The following is a 15,217-nucleotide window of genomic DNA, read 5'->3' on the forward strand; positions in this document are numbered from 1 at the left end:
GCCGGCACCTCAGAACCGGCAGGCGAGCAGCAGCTCGAAGCGCCGGTCGCTGCCGATCAGGTATTGCGTCTCGTTGTAGTAGGCGCTCTCCACGTAATGGCGGTTCAACACGTTGCGGGCGCGCGCCGTGATGGTGGTGTCCTTGCGCGGCGTCCAGGCGAGCGCCAGATCGACGGTGGTGTAGGACGCCATCGACAGCTGGTTCGCCGCGTCGGCATAGCGCCTGCCCACGTAGCGCAGCCCGCCGATGCCGGTCCACCGCGAGGCGAAGCGCCAGCTCACCCACAGGTTCGCGAGCCGCTGCGGCACCGAGGCCGGCACGTTGCCGTCGCGCGAGACGAGCCCGCTGCCGCTGGCCTCGGTGAAATCGTCGTACTTCGCGCGCAGCGCGGCGACGTTCGCGTCGATGCGCCAGTCGCGCGCGAGCTGCGCGCCGACGCTCGCCTCGATGCCGCGTGACGACTGCCGGCCGATCTGGATCGATTGGTTCGGGTGCTGCGGATCGGCGGCCACCAGGTTGTCCTTGACGATCCGGTAGGCGGCAAGCGTCCACTCGGCGCGGCCGCCGAGCAGCGACTGCTTGAGGCCGACCTCGATCTGGCGGCCGGTGGCGAGGCGGAAGTTGGCGCTCGACGCATTGAGCATCAGCAGCGAGCCGACCGGGTCGGCCGCCGCCGAATACTGGCCGTAGACGGTGACGGCCGGCGTGATGTCGTAGACGGTGCCAAGGCGCCAGCCGGTGTTCGCGTAGACGCGCCCGAAGCCGCCGCCGGCCACGAGGTCGTCGCGGTTCACGCTGGCGTGGTCGTAGCGCAGGCCGCCCACCACCGACCAGCGCTGCGTGAGCGCGAGGCGGTCCTCGGCGAACAGGGCGTACTGGTTGGCCTGCGAATCGTACTTCGGCCGCGTGCCGGCGATGTTGATGAAGCTGCCCGGGTCGAACGCATCGGGATCGACCAGCGAGCTGCCCGAGTACGGCGAGTTGTTGTCGTGGCGGAAGCTGGTGTGGTTGAACTCGAAGCCGGCCGAGAACGTGTTGCGGCGGCCCAGCACGAGGCTCTCGACGGTGGCCGTCGTGACCTCGCCGAACTGCTGCTGATCGTGCAGGATCTCGGTGTAGCCGCTGCGCGCGATCTGGCCGGTGGCCGGCACGAACGCGTAGTTCTCGGCGTCCTTCCAGTGGCGGTGGCTTTTCATCCGGTAGAGCGTGCTGGTCACGCGCAGCTGGTCGCTCGGCTGCCAGCTCGCGGCGAGCGTGGCCCAGCTGTCGCGAAACGAGATCAGGCTGTCGCCGACGTTGTAGTTCTTTTTCAGCAGCGCCGGATCGAGCACGCCGTTGTCGAGCGGCACGCCGAAATAGCGCATCGGATGCTGAAAGCCCTGCGCATACGAGGCGGTGATCGACAGGTCGGGGCGCACGTCGTAGCGCAGCGCGCCCGACACCGACAGGTTGCGCGAATGGCCCGCGTCGACCCAGTTCGCCGAGCGATTGCCGCTCGCATCGAAGCGGTAGGACAGCCTGTCGTCGATCGCGCCGCCGCTGCCGAACGCGGCGCGCGCCGTCCGCTCGGTGCCGATGCCGAGCTGCAGCTCGTTCTCGACCGGCCCGCGCGCGGGTTTCTTGGGCACCACGTTCACCACGCCGCCGATCGCGCCTTCGCCGTAGATCACCGAGGCGGGGCCGCGCAGCACGTCGATGTGATCGACGGCCCCGGTATCGAACGGATAGGTGACCCCGATCGCGCCGTAGGGGCGCACGCCGTCGAACAGCTGGGTGACCGACGAGGCGCCCACGAAGCCGCGCGCCGACAGTTCCGAATTGCCGTTGCCCGGATGCGGGGACGCGGCGATGCCGGTGGCGCGGCTGACGGCATCGACGATCGATGCGTCGCCGCGTTCGGTCAGCGCGGCGCGGCTGAGCTGCTCGACGCTGGCCGGGGTTTGGCGCGGCGTGAGGCCGAGGTGGCTGCCGGTGTCCTGCACGCGGTCCAGTGCGCCGGGGCGCGCGGCCTTGACCTGCAGCGCGGGCAGCGCGAGGTCGGGCGGCGCGGCGTCGGCCTGGGCCTGAGCGGGGTTGGACAGCGCGCCGAGCGCGGCGGTGAGGGCGGAAAGCGAGCGAGGCTTCATGGCAGCAGTGATGAGGCGAGTCGAGAGCGGAACGAGACAGCACGCAGGCCCGGCGCGGGGCTGCGTGGCATGGGACGGCGGGCGGCCCGACCCGGGCGCGCCCGGCCATCGCGTCGCCGTGAGCGGGCGAGGCGGGCAGGGTGGCGGTGGCGAGGGCGGAGCCGACCAGAGCCGCTGCGAAACGACGACGGACGACGGACGATGCGCGGCGGCGCGGCGCCGGATCAGGCGGCGTCCGGCGTCGGCAGGCGCGTCAGGCGAAGCGCGTCAGGGGCAGGCGTAGTCGGGAGGGGCACGCGCACCGGGGCGCGCATGATGCGGCGGACGGCGCGGGCGCGTCATGCGCGGCGCGGCGCGGCGCCCGACGATCGTGAGGCGCGTCCATCGCAGGCATGCGAGTACGGCGAACGGAATCGCGATGGCGAACGCGGCGCTGAACGGGCACAGCTCGCCGCCTTGCATCAGGCCGGCGTGAGGCGCGTCGAGGGCGCCGGCACGGCCGGGCGTGGCCGCGAGCGCCTGCTCGAGCGCAGCGGCGGCCTGCGCGGCGGCGCCCGTCGCCTCCAGCGGGCCGTGCCCGGTGCAGATCACGAGGCCCGGCCAGCCGCCGCCCGCGCTCGTGTCGAGCATCAGACCGGTCGGGAGGATCAGGCGGAACGCCAGCACGCAGAGCATCAGCGCCGACAGCAGCGGATGATTCGCGCGCCGCGCCAGCAGAGGGCGGAGTCGGCTCATGGCGGCGGTATTGTAGCCGCACGGCTGCGGTCGTCCGCTCCGCGACGGGATGTCGCACCACATCGAAAGCCGGGCTCGGCAGCGCTGTCCGAGGTGATGTGTGAAGCGGCGCAGGCCGGTGCCGCCAGGCAAGACGCGCGGCGCCCGCCATCGAGTTGCCGGGCCGGCCGCCCTGATGCCGGCGATTCGGCGATCGCGCTTCACGGCCGCCGCAGCAGGGGGTTACAATCGCGCCGCCATGAACGCACTTCGCCATTTCCTGTTGCGGAACGGCGTCGCGACACGACTGCTGTGGGGCCTGATACTGGCCGTGCTGCTGTCCCGCGCGCTGATTTCCGGAGCCGTGATGCTCGACCCGGATTCGCCGGGCGCGGGCGGCGTGGTGCTGTGCTCGGGGCACGGCCCGCTCGTGATCGACGCGCCGGGGCGCTCCGTCAGCTTCGACGACGCCTCGCCGATCACGCCGGCCAACGACGCGATGGCGCTCGCGAGCCTGCTTTCGCCGCGTGGGCACGACGCTTCGTCGGGCGGGTCGACGCCCTCCGGCTCGAGCGGTGCCGTATGTGCGTTCGGCGCGGCCTTGTTCGTCGCGCTGAGCCTGAGCCTGTTGCTCGTGGTGCTGTTCCCCGTCGCCGCAGCGCGGCGAGTCTGGCCGCGCTGCGCCGCGCGCGTGGCCGCCTGTTCACCGTCCGACGTTGGTCCGCCGTCGCGCGCCCCTCCCTGCTTGGCCTGATCGATCCGTCGCCGCCGCGCGCCTGACGCGGCCCGCGTCCGTCACCGCGTCAGACGCAACCGAACCATCAATCCTGTCGACCGCTCGCGTGCCGCGAGCGCCGCCGTCGCGCGCGCTGCCCGCGCATGCCGGCCGCGTGCCGCCGCGCGTCGCCGCCGATTGCAAGGAGCTGAGCCATGTCCACCACCCTCGAGCGCGCGAGCGCGGCCGTGCGTTCCCCGCAGGCCGGCTATCGCACGCTATGGCGCTGGCATTTCTATGCCGGCCTGTTCGTGATGCCGTTCCTGATCGTGCTCGCGATCACCGGCACGCTCTATTGTTTCCAGCCGCAGATCGAGCCGCTGCTCTATGCACACCGCCTGGTCGTGACGCCGCGCGCCACGCCCGCGCTCGATGCCGATACGCTGCTGGCGCGTGCGCGCGCCTCGCTGCCGGACGGCGCGCAGCCGGTGTCGGCCGAAATCCGCCGCGCGCCCGAGCGCAGCGCCGAGTTCGTGTTCCGCCTGCCCGGCGGGCGGCGCGAGAGCGTCTATGTCGATCCCTACGACGGCGCCGTGCTCGGCACGCTCGGCGTGGACGATCGCTTCATGCAGATCGTCCGGATGGTGCATCGCAAGCTGCTGCTCGGCAAGCCGGGCGAGCTGCTGATGGAACTGGTGGCGTGCTGGACGCTGGTGATGATCGGCACCGGCGTGGCGCTCTGGTGGCCGCGCGAGCCGGATCGCGCGCGGCGCCGCTGGTGGCCCGACCCGCGGCTGCGCGGCCGGGCGCTCTGGAAGAGCGTGCATGCCTGGCTCGGCATCTGGCTCGCGGCCGGCGCGCTCGGGTTCGTGCTGAGCGGGCTGCCGTGGACGGGCTCGTGGGGCCAGGGCTTCAAGGCGGTCGCCGCGCGTGTGAAGCTCGGCTCGCCGCCCGGCGCATGGGGGGCTGGGTCGCTGCGCTCGGCACGTCCCGGCGCGGCCAGCGCGGCATCGGACGCGCCCACAACGGACGCACCGCCGGGCGCGAGGCATCACTCCGCCGGCGCCGCCGCCGCGATGCTGGGCATGGTGATGGACGACCTGCCGGTGCGGCTCGCGCCCTGGGCGGTCGGCCAGGTGCCGGTGCCCGAATCGGCTGCGGCGGCGCCGGGCGCGCGGCCGCTCACGCTCGACCAGGCGATTGCCGCGATGGCCGCCCACGGCTTGACGAGCGGCTACACGCTGGTGCTGCCCGCGAATCCGGACGGCGTGTATACGGCCTCGTACTTTCCCGCCGATCCGAAGGCGGAGCGCACGCTGTCGCTCGACCAGTACAGCGGCGCGGTGCTGCGCGACATCCGCTATGCCGATTACGGCGCGATCGCGCAGGGTGTCTCGTATGGCACGTCGCTGCACATGGGCCGCTATTTCGGGCTCGCCAACCAGTTGATTTGCGCGGCGCTGTCGCTCGGCCTCGCGGCGATGGCGGTGAGCGGTTTCGTGATGTGGTGGAAGCGGCGCCCGGCGCTCAAGCTCGGCGCGCCGCCGCGCGAACGCCGGCCGCCGCCGATGCGTGCCTGGATCGCCGGGCTCGTGCTGCTCGGCAGCGTGTTTCCGCTGATGGGCGCGAGCCTCGTCGCCGTCTGGCTTGCCGACCGGCTGCTGTTCGGCCGGGCCACGCGCGCGCTGGCCTGATGCAAGCCCCGCCGGCGCCGTTCGATCGGCGCGCCGGCGGCAGCGCGGGGCGCCCGGGTGGCGCGCCGCCGCCGATCGATCTCCCCGCGCCGGCGCGGCATGCCGGCCGGCCCATGTCGCTGCACGGTGCTGCGCAAGCCGATTGGCAGTCCTAGCGAGCAGCACCGGCGAGCCGCCGCGCTGGCGGCCCGGCCACGAACCGATTCCGATCACTACCCTAACCACATGATCCGCTTTTCCCGACTCGCGGCCGCCTTGTCCGGCGTGCTGTCCGCCGTTGCCGCATCCGGCGCGGCCGCGCAGGCCGGCGTCGCCGCCGGCGGCGCGGCCGAGCCCGCGTCCGCCACGCCGCTGCCGCCGATCGCCGTCGATGCCCGGCCGATCGCCTCGCCCACCTCGCTGTCCAGCGCCGCTCTGAAGCGCCGGCTCGACCAGACGGCCGGCTCGGTCGGCTTCGTCGACGCGTCGAGCTACCTGAACACCTATGCGTTCACGCTGCGCGACGTGCTGCAGAACGCGCCGGGCGTGTTCGTCGAGAACCGCTACGGCCAGGAGCTGCGGTTGTCGATCCGCGGTTCGGGCATTGCGCGCGGCTATCACGCGCGCGGCCTCGACATTCTGCAGGACGGCATCCCGACCAACCTCGCCGACGGCAGCGGCGACTATTACCAGATCGATCCGCTCGCGCTGCAGGCCACCGAGATCTACAAGGGCGGTAACGGCCTGCAATACGGTGCGTCCACGCTGGGCGGCGCGATCAACTTCGTGACGCCGACCGCCCATACGGCCGAGGCGCCGAACCTCGTGCGCGTGGAGGGCGGCAGCGACGGCACGCTGCGCACCGGCGCGCAGCTCTCGCGCGTGATCGGGCCGCTCGATTTCCTTGCCACCTTCAGCGTGAACCATGCGCACGGCTGGCGCGACCACGAGCGCGGCCGGTACCGGCAGTTCAATGCGAACCTCGGCTACCGCTTCAGCCCGAGCGTGGAGACGCGCTTCTACGTCGGCGCCTACCTGGTCGACCAGCAACTGCCCGGCTCGCTCTCCTTGTTCGATGCGCTGCATCGTCCCGCCGCCGCGTCCCCGGGGGCGCTGTCGGGCGACCAGGCGCGCAACTCGCGCACCGAGCGCATCGCGAACCGCACCACGCTCGAGCTGGGCGGCGGCGAACTGCAGTTCGACACCTGGGCGATCCACAAGAGCCTCTATCACCCGATTTTCCAGGTCATCGACCAGGACGGCTGGACCTACGGCTTCGCGCCGCGCTTCACCGCGCATCCGGTAGCGGCCGGCATGCGCGATGACCTGATGGTCGGCGCGCGCTTCTTCGGCGGGCGCACCGGGGCCAGCCAGTTCGTCAACGTACACGGCGAACGCGGCGCGCAGACGCTCGACGCGCGGCAGAGCGCGTTCAACTACGAGGCCTATCTCGAGAACCGGCTGTTCTTCCTGCCCACCGTCGCGCTGATGACGGGCGTGAAGGTGCTGCACTCGGTGCGCGAATACATCGACTACGGCGGCCTGCCGGGCGATGCCGCCTACCGCTCCACGCGCGCCTCGTACAGCGGCCTGAACCCGAAGCTCGGCCTGCTCTGGCGGCCCGCGCGCGAGATCCAGGCATTCGCCGACATCACGCGCAGCCAGGACGTGCCCGACTTCACGGACCTCTCGCAGACCTTTGCCGCCACCACGCGCTTTACGCCGCTCGCGGCGCAGCACGCCTGGACCCTCGAGCTCGGCACGCGCGGCACGCGCGATCGCCTCAGCTGGGACCTGACAGCCTACCGTTCGCTGGTGCGCGACCAGTTGCTCCAATACACGACCGATCCGGCCATCCCGGCCGCGACCTTCAACGCCAACAAGACGGTGCTGCAAGGCATCGAGGCCGGCGCGTCGATCGAGCTCTGGCGCGACCTCACGCGCCGCGGCGCAGGCGATCGCATCACGCTGTCGGGCCTCTGGAACGTCAGCGATTTCCGCTTCCAGGACGATCCGCAATACGGCTCGAAGCGCATCGCCGGCGTGCCGCTCCACGTGCTGCGCGGCGTGCTCGGCTATGCGCGGCCCAACGGCTTTCACGTCTCGGCCAGCCTCGACTGGGTGCCCTCGGGTGCCTGGGCCGACGACGCGAATACGCTGCGCGTGCCCGGCTACACGGTGTTCGGCATGCAGGCGGGGATGGATTTTCGCAACGGTCTGTCGATTTATATCGATCTGCGCAATCTCGCGAACAAGCGCTACGTGTCGGACATCAGCACGGTGGCGAACGCGCGGACCGCGTCGAGCACCGCGATCTTCTATCCGGGGGCCGGGCGCAGCCTGTTCGCGGGAATGCGCTGCGCGTTCTGAGAGCGTGCGTGGCACGGCGGTGATGCGCTGCAGCGTTGCCGACGCGCGTTTCGGCCCGCTAGAATCGTGGCTCGCCGCCTTCATGCACGGGAGCCATGCCGATGTCTTTACCCACGCAGTTCTGGATGGTCGAGGGCGCGCCGACGCCGGTCGGCCCGTTCTCTCACGCGACCGAGCGCGACGGCTGGATCTTCGTGACCGGCCAGATGCCGACGCAGCCCGACGACGACGGCGCGCCGCTGCCCGACGGCATCGTCGCGCAGACGCGGCGCGTGATGGACAACCTGATCCTGGTACTGAAGGGCATGGGGCTCGGCCTCGAGCACGTGATGTCGGCGCGCATCTTCCTGACCGAGTTCAAGCGCGACTACGCGGCCATGAACGAGACCTACGCGTCGTATTTCCCGCAGGGCCGGCTGCCGGCCCGTACCTGCGTGGGCGTGACGGGGCTCGCGCGCGACGCGATCGTCGAGATCGATTTCATCGCCAAGCGGCCCTGACTCGGTCCCGATCGAATCGGGAACGGAAATCGAAAACGGCGACGCCGGCTGTCTGGCCGGCGTCGCCGTTTCATGTCGGATGCTGCCGGCGGCGCATCGCGCGCCGGGGCAGCCCGGCCGCTCACTGCACGGTGAACGTATAGGTGCCCTGGGTGCGATGGCCGTCGGTGGCGACGGCGACCCAGTGGACGGTATAGACGCCCGGCTTCAGCGCGGCGAGCGCGACGCTCATGCGCTTGCCGGCATCACCGCCCACGCTCGACTTGCCGCGCGTGACGGACTGGCCCGCCGCGTCGGTCACCTTGATCGAGCTGAACGCGGGTTCGAGCCCCTCGTCGAAATCGATCGTGACGGCCGTGGTCGAGGCCGGCGCGGTGGCGCCGGCGCCGGGCGTGCGTTCGGTCGGATGCGCGTGCGCGAACGCGAGCGGCGCGGCGGCCGCGAGCAGCAGGGCGGCAGCGCCGCGTGCAGCGAACTGGCGAAGTGTCATGGAAGGCTTCCTGGTGGCGTGATGGAGGGGGGCCATGGCAAGGCGCGGCCGCTCATTTCGACATCGTCTTCGGGCTTTCCAGCAGGCACGGCGAACTGAGCTTCTCGCCGTCGCTGAACGTGAAGGTCAGCGGGATCGTGGTGCCCACCTTGAGCGCCTGCTTCGGCTCTTCCAGCATCACGTGATAGCCGCCCGGCGCGAACGACAGCGTGCCGTGGGCCGGCACCGTCGCCTTGTCCACCATCACCATCTTCGACATGCTGCCGTTGCTCTGCGTCTGGTGCAGCATGACCATGCCGAACGCGTCGGTGCTCACCTCGGTCAGGTCGACGGGCTTCGCGCCCGAGTTCGCCACCTCGAAGAAGCCGCCCGACGGGATGCCGGCCGGCATCGCGCGGATCCGGCAATGCGAGATGGTCAGGGTGCCCGGCGCGGCCAGCGCGGTGGCGCAGGCAGCAGCGAGGGGGACGGCGGCGAGCAGACGGAATGCGATGTTCATATTGGACTCCTGATGGGATTCGAGGGTGGGGCAGCGCGGCCTGCGGCTCACGCGTCTTGCTTGAGCAGCAGCGGCAGATCGTGAACCCACGGCGCGGTGCCCTGGCCGTCGCGCGCGAACAGGCGCGGCTTGCCGCTCGGATCGAACACGATGCTGGCGGCGGTGTGGTTCATCGAATAGTTGTCGGCATTGGAGCCGGCCACCTGCTCGTAGGTGATGCGGAAGTCGCGGCTCACCTGTTTCAGCTGTGCCTCGTTGGCGGGCCGCAGCGCGCGGAACGACGGATCGAAGGCGCTCACGTATTGCGCGAGCACCGGGTTCGTGTCGCGCTTCGGATCGACGCTGACGAACAGCACCTGCACGCGTTTCGCGACGTCGGGGCCGAGCTGGTTCAGCGCCTGCGCCAGTTCGGCGAGCGTGGTCGGGCAGACGTCGGGGCAATGCGTGTAGCCGAACAGCAGCACCACGACCTTGCCGCGATAGTCGGCCAGCGTGCGGATCCTGCCGTCGGTGTCGGGCAGCGAGAAGTCGCGGCCGAACTGCGTGTTGCCGGTGATGTCGAGATTGGTGAACGAAGGCTCGCTCGGCTTGCAGCCGGACAGCAGCGAAACGCCGGCGAGCGCGCCGACGATCGCGAGGGTGGCCGCGCGCCGCGAGGCGCGGAACGCGGGAGGGGCAGATCGGGTGGACATGGTGAAGGTCGCCACGAAAACGGAGCATCGAAGGAAAGCCTCGATCGCGCGCCGGGCGGACGCGGCAGCCGCACGGGCGAGCCCATGCGGCCGTCGGGCGGCCCCGCTCGGGCGCCGCGCGATCGAACACGAAGCGGGTATCAGGCCGACGGCGGCGGCGCGCGTGCCGAGGCGGCGAGCGTCGCGAACGAACGCGGCGCCGGCACGGGCAGCGGGGGCGCCGCGCGTTGCACGAGCGGATGCAGCGGCAGGGCGGCCGGCGCGGGCGTGGGTGGGGCGTAGGAATGGGCGGCGAGCAGGTCGCAGTAGCCGCAGGCGGACAGCGCGGTGCCGGCCGGAGCATGGCGGGCCGAATGCGCGGCAGTACAGATCGCCGCGTCGGGCCGGCGCGCGGCCGCCGCCTCGGCCAGCTGGCTCGCGAGCGGCATCAGCACCAGCAGCCAGACGGCCAGCAGGCCGAGCCAGGCAGTCAGGCGGCGACGGGAATCGGTAGGAGGCGGCATCGCGCGATGGTAAACCAGTTGCGCGCGGCCTGCGTCATCGGCGTGACACCGCTCACCACGTGACGGGCATTCGCGGGGAAGGGTGGGGCGATTTGTCGCGCTTGCGGGCGTCGCGACCGCCCGGCCGCCGGTGCGGCTGCCGGCCCCTGGAAGCAGGGGCGGGGACGAACGCGCCTCGGGCCGCATGACCGCGCGATGGCGCCCCCCACGACGAACCCCCGCCGGCGCTCCGGAAGGCGCCGCTCAGGCGCCGGCGCCGAGGCCGCGGATCGCCGGCCTCGGCGATTGGGGCGCGATCCGGCCGGCCGCGGCCAGCAGCGAGCGGCCCGACTCGGTCAGCTCGGGCCGTGCGATGCCGTCGTCGTCGGCCTCGACGCGCACGAGGCGATATTGGAGCAGGGTGCCCAGTTCGGCACGGTCGGGATCGATCGCCTCGGGCGCGCCGTCGATCAGCATCAGGGTGGCAAGTTCATGGGGACTCAGCATGGTGGACTCCGAAGGCAAGGCTGCCGCGCGATGCGCGGGACATCGGAAATACCGCATCGACGTGACGCGACGATGACGGTGCGCCGGCCAGCCCGGCGGCGCACCGGCACGCCGCCTCGCTGGCCGGCGCGCCGCATCTGTCATGCAGCGATGGACCGGCTCGCGCGGCCGCCCGTTCCCGCGATTTTGTTACGTTCGATCACGGCGCCGCGCCGGCGTAACATGGGGTCGCGCACCATGCGGCTGCGCAGCAAGGGCACGCGCGCCGGCTCGCGCGGCCGGGCGCGTGCCGCCGGCCCGCCATGCCGCGCGCGCAGCATCGCGCGGCGCCGCCTATTGCTGGACGAAGCGCTTGAGCTCGATGGTCCGCGGGCGGTCGAAGATCTGCTCGGGCGGCCCGCTCTCCCAGATACGTCCCTGATGCATGAACACCACCTGGTCGCTGACGGCGCGCGCGAAGCGCATCTCGTGCGTGACCATGATCAAGGTCATCTCGTCGCGCGCGAGCGCCTCCACCACGCCGAGCACCTCGCCGACCAGCTCCGGATCGAGCGCGGAGGTGATCTCGTCGCAGAGCAGCACCTCCGGCTTCATCGCCAGCGCGCGCGCGATCGCGACGCGCTGCTGCTGGCCGCCCGAGAGCTGGTCCGGATAGGCGTCGAACTTGTCGCCGAGGCCGACCCGCTCCAGCATCAGCTCGGCGACGGCGCGCGCCTGATGGCGGTTGGCCCGCTTGACCACGGTCTGCGCGAGCATCACGTTGCGGCCCGCGCTCAGGTGCGGGAACAGGTTGTACTGCTGGAACACCATGCCGACCTTCAGCCGCAGCGCGCGCAGGTCGCCGCGGCGCGCGTCGACCGTGGTGCCGTCGATCGAGATCGAACCGGCGTCGATGCTCTCCAGGCCGTTGAGCGTGCGCAGCAGCGTGCTCTTGCCCGAGCCGCTGCGGCCGATGATGCTCACCACCTGGCCGCGTTCGACGCTGAAGTCGATGCCTTTCAGCACATGGTTCGGGCCGAAGTTCTTTTCGAGGCCCCGGGTTTCAACGAGCGGCATGCCATTTCCTTTGCAGCGAGCGCGCCCAGCGGGTCAGCGGGTAGCAGAGCGCGAAATAGATGAGGGCGACCAGGCCGTAGACCAGGAATGGCCGGAACGTGGCATTCGAGATCATGGTGCCGGCCTTCGTCAACTCGGTGAAGCCGATGATCGAGACCAGCGCGGTGTCCTTGATCGCCTGCACGCCGAAGCCGACCGTCGGCCCGACGGCGATGCGCGCGGCCTGCGGCAGGATCACGTGGCGCAGCTGCTCGAGATAGCTCATCGCGAGGCTGGCCGACGCTTCCCACTGGCCGCGCGGCACCGCCTCGACGCAGCCGCGCCAGATCTCCGCCAGGTAGGCGCTGGTGAAGAACGTGAGGCCGAGCGTGGCGGCCAGCCACGGCGGCACGTCGAGGCCGACGAGCGGCAGCCCGAAGAACACCACGAACAGCTGCATCAGCAGCGGCGTGCCCTGGAACACCTCGATGTAGCACTTCACGAGGCCGCGCAGCGCGACGTGCCTCGATACCCGCAGCGCCAGCAGCAGCAGCGCGAGCGTGCCGCCGAGCGCGAACGAGACGAGCGAGAGCTGCACCGTCCAGCGCGCCGCGAGCAGCAGGTTGGCGAGGATCTGCCCGAACGTGAACTCGATCATCGCGCGCCTCCCGCGCCGCGCGCGAACAGCCGGCGGCCCGCCGTGTTGAGCGCCGCGCGCAGCAGCAGCGCCATCGCGAGATAGGCGAGCGTGATCACGAAGTACGTCTCGAACGCGCGGAAGTTGCGCGACTGGATATAGCCGGCCGCGTAGGTCAGGTCGGCCACCGAAATTTGCGAGACCACCGCCGAGCCGAGCAGCGTGATCACGATCTGGCTGACGAGCGCCGGGAACACCTTGGCGAGCGCCTGCGGCAGCACCACGTGGCACCACGCCTGGGCGCGCGACAGCGCGAGCGCGGCGGCCGCCTCGTGGTGGCCGCGCGGCACCGCGGCCACGCCGGCGCGCACGATCTCGACCGAATAGGCGCCCAGGTTCAGCGTCATCGCCAGAATCGCGGCCGTCACCTCGCCGATGTGGATGCCGAGCGCGGGCAGGCCGAAGAACACGAAGAACAGCTGCACCAGGAACGGGGTGTTGCGGACCGCCTCGACGTAGGCCCCGATCAGGCCGCGCAGCGGCGCGAGGCGCGGCGCGCGCGTGTCCTGCGCGGCCGCGCCGAGCACGCCGATGCCGATGCCGAGCACGGTGGACACGGCCGTCAGCGCGAGCGTGGTGGCCGCGCCGCTCGCGAACAGGCCGGCATAGTCGGCGAGTTCGCCGAACTGGAGCTGGTAGGTCATCTCGGAAGCCGGTGGAAGGACTGTTTCGGGGACGAGCGCGGCATCACAGGCCGGCCGGCAGCGGCTGGCCCAGCCACTTCTTCGAGATCGCGTCGAGCGTGCCGTTCTGCTTGGCCTGTGCGATCGCCGCGTTGACCTTCGCGAGCAGGCGGGGCTCGTTCTTGTTCAGGCCCACGAAGCAGGGCGAGTTCTTGATCACGAACTTCGTCTCGGGGCGGCGCGGCGGGTTCTTGGCGAGGATCGCGGCCGCCACGATGTTGCCGGCCGCGATCAGTTGCACCTGGCCGGACAGGAACGCCTGGATCGTCGCGTTGTTGTCCTCGAAGCGCTTGATGGTGGCGTTCGGCGCCATCTGCGAGAGCGCGATTTCCTCCAGCGCGCCGCGCGTGGCGCCCACGGTCTTGCCGGTCAGGTCGGCCGGGCCGCTCACCTTGAGATCGGCGGGGCCGAACACGCCCTGGAAGTAGGGGCCGTAGGCGGCCGAGAAATCGATCACCTTCTCGCGCTCGGGCGTCTTGCCGAGCGACGAGATCACCAGGTCGACCTTGTTGGTGGTCAGGTAGGGAATCCGGTTCGCGCTGTTGACCGGCACCAGTTGCAGCTTCGCGCCGAGTGCCTTGGCGAGCAGGCCGGCCGTGTCGATGTCGTAGCCCTGGGGCTGCATGTCGGCGCCCACCGAGCCGAACGGCGGATAGTCCTCGGGCACCGCGACGCGCAGCACGCCGCTTTTGGTGATGCTGTCGAGCGCGTCGGCATGCGCGGCGGAGACGCCGGCCAGCAGCAGGGCCGGGGCGGCGAGCAGCGCGGCGAGCCAGGCGCGGCGGGAGGAGGTGCGGTTCGGTCGGAAATCCATCGCGGGGGTTCTCTGGTGATCGGTCTGGTATGGGCGGGCGCGCGTCGGGCGCCCCCGGTTACTTAGCAAAAGCCGGGCCATGCGCCGACTGGCCGGTCTGGCCACCGCATCGGCCGCCGGGCCGGCGCGAGGCGCCGGGATGCACCGTTTTCGCGCGTGGCGGCTGCGTCGTCCGGGTGCATCGGCGCGCGGATGCTTCCGCAGCGGGCGTGAAGCGGCCGGTTAGGGGGCGTGGGAAGCGGCGGCCCGGTGGCGGGGGGCTGCGTCGAATGGCGGGGTCTTTTGTTCATACTGGTCAGACCGGCAAGCTCGGGCGGCCCGGCCGGGCCGCCTGCCCTCGGGAGCGGAGTGCGTGCGGGAGCGGTCGTGGCGGCCTGGGGCGCGGGCATCGGCGCGGCGCGCGCGGCCCGACCAGGGCGCGGCCGGCCTCGTGCGAGCTTGCCGGGCGCCGCCGGGGCGCATGCGCACGAGGCCGCTGTCCATGCGAAGATCGATGCCGGGCCGCCCCGGCCATGCGTCGCGCTGCGGCGCGGCTGGCCGGAGCGGCATCACTCGCGGTGCCATGCCGGCCCGTTTCCGCGCCGGCCACGACAGGAATCGACATGATGCGAATCTTCGAAGCACGAAGCCGGGCGGCGGCGCGGCTGGCCGGCCTGGTACTGGCGGCGGGCGCGGCGCTGGCCGCGGTTCCGGCCGCCCATGCGGCGGCGGGCGCCGGCGCGATCACGCTGCGCGCGGGCGGCACGTCGGCCACCACCACGCTCACGCTGCGCGACGCGGGGCTCGATCCGGGCGGCCGGCGCCGCTTCGCCTACACCTTGCGCGTCGCTCGCGGCGCGTGCCACGCGAGCCTGGCCGGCGTCGCGCATCTCGCGGCGCAGGCCGATGCGGCCGGCGGCGATGCGGCGTCGCTGCGCAACGGCGCCGGCGTGAACACGCGCCGGTTTCACGACGCCGCCGAAGGCCGCGACGTCACGCTGACGATCGACGTCGGCTCGGCGCGGCCGCAATACGCCGGCGTGCAGATCGGACGGGCGCCGGCCGGCTGCGTCGACTGGCAGCGCCTCGACGGTGATTTCTATGCGCGCTAGGCAGCGCGAGCCGCGCGCCGGGACGGGCGACGCCTCTGCCGCCCGGCGCGGGGCCGGTTAGATCCGGCCCCGCCGGTCGGCCTGGCGCCGCACTCGGCATCTCCAGCCTCCGGCCTGCGGGCGAGCGC

16 protein-coding genes are annotated in these 15,217 nt (G+C 71.7%); 5 read left to right on the top strand and 11 right to left on the bottom strand.

Features of this window, described 5'->3' with window-relative positions; all coding sequences use genetic code 11:
• Positions 1 to 9: 9 nt before the first annotated feature.
• Both KS03_RS06850 and KS03_RS06855 read right to left on the bottom strand, forming a co-directional pair.
• Positions 10 to 2,127: a TonB-dependent receptor gene (locus KS03_RS06850; protein ID WP_015877549.1), complete on the bottom strand. Its 2,118-nt coding sequence runs from the start codon at positions 2,125 to 2,127 to the stop codon at positions 10 to 12.
• 267 nt (positions 2,128 to 2,394) lie between these two features.
• Complete coding sequence (locus KS03_RS06855; RefSeq protein ID WP_035980875.1) at positions 2,395 to 2,862, bottom strand: hypothetical protein; 468 nt, start codon at positions 2,860 to 2,862, stop codon at positions 2,395 to 2,397.
• 238 nt (positions 2,863 to 3,100) lie between these two features.
• Here KS03_RS06855 and KS03_RS06860 point away from each other — a divergent pair, with 238 nt between their 5' ends.
• From KS03_RS06860 to KS03_RS06875, 4 genes are all read left to right on the top strand, one after another.
• Positions 3,101 to 3,595 (top strand): hypothetical protein, encoded by a 495-nt coding sequence (locus KS03_RS06860; protein ID WP_015877548.1) that lies wholly within the window; start codon positions 3,101 to 3,103, stop codon positions 3,593 to 3,595.
• Positions 3,596 to 3,771: 176 nt separating this feature from the next.
• Entirely contained in the window at positions 3,772 to 5,250 is a 1,479-nt protein-coding gene (locus KS03_RS06865; RefSeq protein WP_015877547.1) for a PepSY-associated TM helix domain-containing protein, read from the top strand.
• A gap of 225 nt (positions 5,251 to 5,475) precedes the next feature.
• Positions 5,476 to 7,599, top strand: a complete 2,124-nt coding sequence (locus KS03_RS06870) for a TonB-dependent receptor family protein (protein WP_015877546.1) — start codon at positions 5,476 to 5,478, stop codon at positions 7,597 to 7,599.
• Positions 7,600 to 7,700: 101 nt separating this feature from the next.
• Positions 7,701 to 8,099 (top strand): RidA family protein, encoded by a 399-nt coding sequence (locus KS03_RS06875; RefSeq protein ID WP_035980879.1) that lies wholly within the window; start codon positions 7,701 to 7,703, stop codon positions 8,097 to 8,099.
• A 121-nt stretch (positions 8,100 to 8,220) separates the two neighbouring features.
• Here KS03_RS06875 and KS03_RS06880 read toward each other — a convergent pair whose 3' ends face one another.
• The 9 genes from KS03_RS06880 to KS03_RS06925 form a co-directional block, all read right to left on the bottom strand.
• On the bottom strand, positions 8,221 to 8,589 hold the full coding sequence (locus KS03_RS06880; RefSeq protein WP_015877544.1) for a copper resistance protein CopC: 369 nt from the start codon (positions 8,587 to 8,589) through the stop codon (positions 8,221 to 8,223).
• A gap of 52 nt (positions 8,590 to 8,641) precedes the next feature.
• Positions 8,642 to 9,088: a copper chaperone PCu(A)C gene (locus KS03_RS06885; protein ID WP_015877543.1), complete on the bottom strand. Its 447-nt coding sequence runs from the start codon at positions 9,086 to 9,088 to the stop codon at positions 8,642 to 8,644.
• Positions 9,089 to 9,135: 47 nt separating this feature from the next.
• Positions 9,136 to 9,780 (bottom strand): SCO family protein, encoded by a 645-nt coding sequence (locus KS03_RS06890; RefSeq protein WP_015877542.1) that lies wholly within the window; start codon positions 9,778 to 9,780, stop codon positions 9,136 to 9,138.
• A gap of 140 nt (positions 9,781 to 9,920) precedes the next feature.
• On the bottom strand, positions 9,921 to 10,283 hold the full coding sequence (locus tag KS03_RS06895) for a DUF2946 family protein (RefSeq protein WP_015877541.1): 363 nt from the start codon (positions 10,281 to 10,283) through the stop codon (positions 9,921 to 9,923).
• Between the two features lie 243 nt (positions 10,284 to 10,526).
• Entirely contained in the window at positions 10,527 to 10,769 is a 243-nt protein-coding gene (locus KS03_RS06900; protein WP_015877540.1) for a hypothetical protein, read from the bottom strand.
• 333 nt (positions 10,770 to 11,102) lie between these two features.
• The gene (locus tag KS03_RS06910; RefSeq protein WP_015877539.1) at positions 11,103 to 11,825 is read right to left on the bottom strand and encodes an amino acid ABC transporter ATP-binding protein; all 723 of its coding nucleotides are present in this window, start codon (positions 11,823 to 11,825) and stop codon (positions 11,103 to 11,105) included.
• The gene (locus KS03_RS06915; protein ID WP_015877538.1) at positions 11,812 to 12,462 is read right to left on the bottom strand and encodes an amino acid ABC transporter permease; all 651 of its coding nucleotides are present in this window, start codon (positions 12,460 to 12,462) and stop codon (positions 11,812 to 11,814) included. The genes KS03_RS06910 and KS03_RS06915 overlap by 14 nt, the downstream gene beginning before the upstream one ends.
• Entirely contained in the window at positions 12,459 to 13,145 is a 687-nt protein-coding gene (locus tag KS03_RS06920) for an amino acid ABC transporter permease (RefSeq protein WP_015877537.1), read from the bottom strand. The genes KS03_RS06915 and KS03_RS06920 overlap by 4 nt, the downstream gene beginning before the upstream one ends.
• A gap of 43 nt (positions 13,146 to 13,188) precedes the next feature.
• The gene (locus tag KS03_RS06925; protein ID WP_015877536.1) at positions 13,189 to 13,998 is read right to left on the bottom strand and encodes a transporter substrate-binding domain-containing protein; all 810 of its coding nucleotides are present in this window, start codon (positions 13,996 to 13,998) and stop codon (positions 13,189 to 13,191) included.
• Positions 13,999 to 14,600: 602 nt separating this feature from the next.
• Here KS03_RS06925 and KS03_RS06930 point away from each other — a divergent pair.
• Complete coding sequence (locus KS03_RS06930; protein ID WP_035979638.1) at positions 14,601 to 15,089, top strand: hypothetical protein; 489 nt, start codon at positions 14,601 to 14,603, stop codon at positions 15,087 to 15,089.
• Positions 15,090 to 15,217 lie beyond the last annotated feature (128 nt).

The organism is Burkholderia glumae LMG 2196 = ATCC 33617 (assembly GCF_000960995.1).
In the GTDB taxonomy this organism is placed as follows: domain Bacteria; phylum Pseudomonadota; class Gammaproteobacteria; order Burkholderiales; family Burkholderiaceae; genus Burkholderia; species Burkholderia glumae.

Excerpts from the sequence above, each read along its gene's own strand:
- KS03_RS06860 (WP_015877548.1), top strand. The coding sequence starts at position 3,101 with ATGAACGCACTTCGCCATTTCCTGTTGCGGAACGGCGTCGCGACACGA.
- KS03_RS06900 (WP_015877540.1), bottom strand. The coding sequence starts at position 10,769 with ATGCTGAGTCCCCATGAACTTGCCACCCTGATGCTGATCGACGGCGCG.
- KS03_RS06875 (WP_035980879.1), top strand. The coding sequence starts at position 7,701 with ATGTCTTTACCCACGCAGTTCTGGATGGTCGAGGGCGCGCCGACGCCG.
- KS03_RS06930 (WP_035979638.1), top strand. The coding sequence starts at position 14,601 with ATGATGCGAATCTTCGAAGCACGAAGCCGGGCGGCGGCGCGGCTGGCC.
- KS03_RS06855 (WP_035980875.1), bottom strand. The coding sequence starts at position 2,862 with ATGAGCCGACTCCGCCCTCTGCTGGCGCGGCGCGCGAATCATCCGCTG.
- KS03_RS06890 (WP_015877542.1), bottom strand. The coding sequence starts at position 9,780 with ATGTCCACCCGATCTGCCCCTCCCGCGTTCCGCGCCTCGCGGCGCGCG.
- KS03_RS06920 (WP_015877537.1), bottom strand. The coding sequence starts at position 13,145 with ATGACCTACCAGCTCCAGTTCGGCGAACTCGCCGACTATGCCGGCCTG.
- KS03_RS06865 (WP_015877547.1), top strand. The coding sequence starts at position 3,772 with ATGTCCACCACCCTCGAGCGCGCGAGCGCGGCCGTGCGTTCCCCGCAG.
- KS03_RS06880 (WP_015877544.1), bottom strand. The coding sequence starts at position 8,589 with ATGACACTTCGCCAGTTCGCTGCACGCGGCGCTGCCGCCCTGCTGCTC.
- KS03_RS06870 (WP_015877546.1), top strand. The coding sequence starts at position 5,476 with ATGATCCGCTTTTCCCGACTCGCGGCCGCCTTGTCCGGCGTGCTGTCC.
- KS03_RS06885 (WP_015877543.1), bottom strand. The coding sequence starts at position 9,088 with ATGAACATCGCATTCCGTCTGCTCGCCGCCGTCCCCCTCGCTGCTGCC.
- KS03_RS06895 (WP_015877541.1), bottom strand. The coding sequence starts at position 10,283 with ATGCCGCCTCCTACCGATTCCCGTCGCCGCCTGACTGCCTGGCTCGGC.
- KS03_RS06915 (WP_015877538.1), bottom strand. The coding sequence starts at position 12,462 with ATGATCGAGTTCACGTTCGGGCAGATCCTCGCCAACCTGCTGCTCGCG.
- KS03_RS06850 (WP_015877549.1), bottom strand. The coding sequence starts at position 2,127 with ATGAAGCCTCGCTCGCTTTCCGCCCTCACCGCCGCGCTCGGCGCGCTG.
- KS03_RS06925 (WP_015877536.1), bottom strand. The coding sequence starts at position 13,998 with ATGGATTTCCGACCGAACCGCACCTCCTCCCGCCGCGCCTGGCTCGCC.
- KS03_RS06910 (WP_015877539.1), bottom strand. The coding sequence starts at position 11,825 with ATGCCGCTCGTTGAAACCCGGGGCCTCGAAAAGAACTTCGGCCCGAAC.